This window comes from Gottfriedia sp. NPDC058432 (assembly GCF_042721555.1).
Taxonomy (GTDB): domain Bacteria; phylum Bacillota; class Bacilli; order Bacillales; family Bacillaceae_G; genus Gottfriedia.
In genome coordinates, this window is record NZ_JBHXLC010000056.1 from 1 (window position 1) to 2,549 (window position 2,549).

Genomic DNA, 2,549 nt, shown 5'->3' on the forward strand with positions numbered 1-2,549 from the left:
ATAATCATTACAACATATGGGTAAGCCGTATGCCTTAATAGGGCATGTACGGTTTGATAAGGGGGAAGTCTCGTGAGAGATTTCCCTACTTTCTTTATTTTATAGACTTGGAAGCGAATTCATAAAAAAGAATCAAAAATAATAAAAAAACGATTGACTCTCCCCTCGGAGGAGGCTTTACATTATGTTTTGTAGAGTTTTAAAAGGAGTTGAGGTAAAAATGAAAAAACAAAACATAATGTTATCTTTAGTATTAATGAATTTATTCATTATTTTTTTAGGAATTGGATTAGTAATTCCAGTAACACCATCAATTATGAATGAGTTAAATATATCGGGTACTATTGTGGGTTATATGGTAGCTGCATTTGCTATTACACAATTATTTTTTTCACCAATTGCAGGTCGCTGGGTAGACCAGTTCGGACGAAAAAAAATGATTATAATTGGTTTATTAATCTTTAGTATCTCAGAGTTTTTATTCGGAATGGGTAAAACGATTGAGGTTCTTTTTATTTCACGTATGTTAGGCGGAATAAGTGCGGCATTTATTATGCCAGCTGTAACAGCATTTATAGCAGATGTTACAACGGTCGACACAAGAGCAAAGGCACTTGGCTATATGTCGGCTGCAATTTCAACAGGTTTTATTGTTGGACCAGGTGTTGGAGGATTTTTAGCAGAATATGGTCCACGCATACCATTTTTCTTTGCAGCAGGATTGGCAATTTTTGCAGGGATATTATCTATTACAGTCCTACCAGAGCCTGAACGAAATCAAGAAAGTATTGAAGAAAAACGACAAAAGCCAGGATTTAAACGTGTTTTTGCACCGATGTACTTTATTTCGTTTATGGTCATATTAATCTCACAATTTGGTTTGTCAGCTTTTGAATCATTATTTTCATTGTTCACTAATCATAAATTTGGATTTACACCGAAAGACATAGCAATCATGATTACTGGTGGTGGGATTGTTGGTGCGATTGCACAAATTGCATTATTTGATCGATTAACAAAATGGATGGGAGAAATTCGATTAATTCGATATAGTTTAATCCTTTCTACAATACTAGTGTTTATGATGACAATTGTTAACTCATATTTTATGATTTTACTAGTGACGATTACAGTATTTTTAGGCTTTGATTTAATGCGTCCGGCTGTAACTACTTATTTATCTAAGATTGCTGGAAATGAACAAGGCTTTGTAGGTGGAATGAATTCAATGTTTACTAGTTTTGGGAATGTAATAGGACCTATCATCGGTGGAATCCTATTTGATATAGACTTAAACTATCCATTTTATTTTGCAACAGTCTTATTAGCGAGTGGCGTTGGTTTAACAATTGCTTGGAAAATGCCAGTGTATCGAACAGCATAATTAAATGAAAAGCGTATTCTATATTTACGAATAAAGAATACGCTACTTTTGCTAAAATAAGATTAGGAGGTGATAGAAGTGAAGGAAAAACTATATACAATAGGTGAGGTCTCCAAATTAGTTAATATTTCGATTAAAGCTCTCCGATATTATGATAAAATCAATTTATTTAAACCAGCGTATGTCGATCCAGATACCAATTATCGATATTACAAAGACTCACAAATTCATCTTCTCGATTTAATCAAATCACTCAAATATATTGGTACTCCATTAGAAGAGATGAAAGAAGTACAGGGGCTACAGAGAGATGAATTTTTCTCCTTTTTAACAGAACAAGAAAAAATTGTAAGAGAAAAAATAGATTCATTAATGGAAATTGAAAAAATCATCGCAAATGCAAAAAAGGGATTACAAAAACAAAAGGATTATCCACAATTTGGTGAAGTGTTTTTTTCTTATGAAGAAGAAATGCAAATCATTCAGACGAAAGCTAAAGGGATTGACCCGAAAAATATTTTAAATGCTTCATACAGTAAATTGAAGAAATTTGCCGCATCTACAGAAGGTTTTAGGAACAATGGTTATGGAGCCATTGTGCCATATAAGTCTTATACACATGTTAGTGAAGTAACATATCAATATTTATTTACACCAGTTTTAACAAAAAAACAAACTACACTACTATTACCGGGTACCGAGGTTTCAACCATCCCCGAAGGAAAGTACATATGCATTACTTATAATAGCGTATCATCTGATGATTATTTTACAAACTTACAAAGACTTATTAACTATATAGACAAACATCAAATAACGATTAAAAGTCATATCTATGAGTCATTAATACATAATAATTATTCACCGAATCAAAGAGAAGAATTTTTGGTTGAAATGAGAGTATTGGTCGAAGATGAAAATGAATTGATAGAATAAAAAATGATTCCTAAAAGCTCTTAGATTAATACGAGACCTTATTAAAGTTTTTTAGACAGACTCCTTAAAGAGTCTTTTTTTTTAGTTCTATGATCCAAGAATAAATTTATTTAATATACAAATTAAATTATTGAATAAAAAGGTATAGATTTATAGATAAATTGAATTTATACGTACGACGAATCAAATTATTTAATGTAAAACTTTAATTATTTAATTTAAGTATAAG

2 protein-coding genes are annotated in these 2,549 nt (G+C 31.2%); both read left to right on the plus strand.

All coding sequences use genetic code 11. From position 1 onward, the window contains the following. The first annotated feature begins 220 nt into the window (after nucleotides 1-220). Nucleotides 221-1,384 carry an MFS transporter gene (locus ACFWM3_RS24910; protein WP_056467011.1) on the plus strand — a complete coding sequence of 388 codons (1,164 nt, stop codon included), beginning with the start codon at nucleotides 221-223 and terminating at the stop codon, nucleotides 1,382-1,384. 78 nt (nucleotides 1,385-1,462) lie between these two features. Beyond that, nucleotides 1,463-2,320 carry a MerR family transcriptional regulator gene (locus ACFWM3_RS24915; protein WP_390313395.1) on the plus strand — a complete coding sequence of 286 codons (858 nt, stop codon included), beginning with the start codon at nucleotides 1,463-1,465 and terminating at the stop codon, nucleotides 2,318-2,320. The last annotated feature ends 229 nt before the right edge of the window (nucleotides 2,321-2,549 follow it).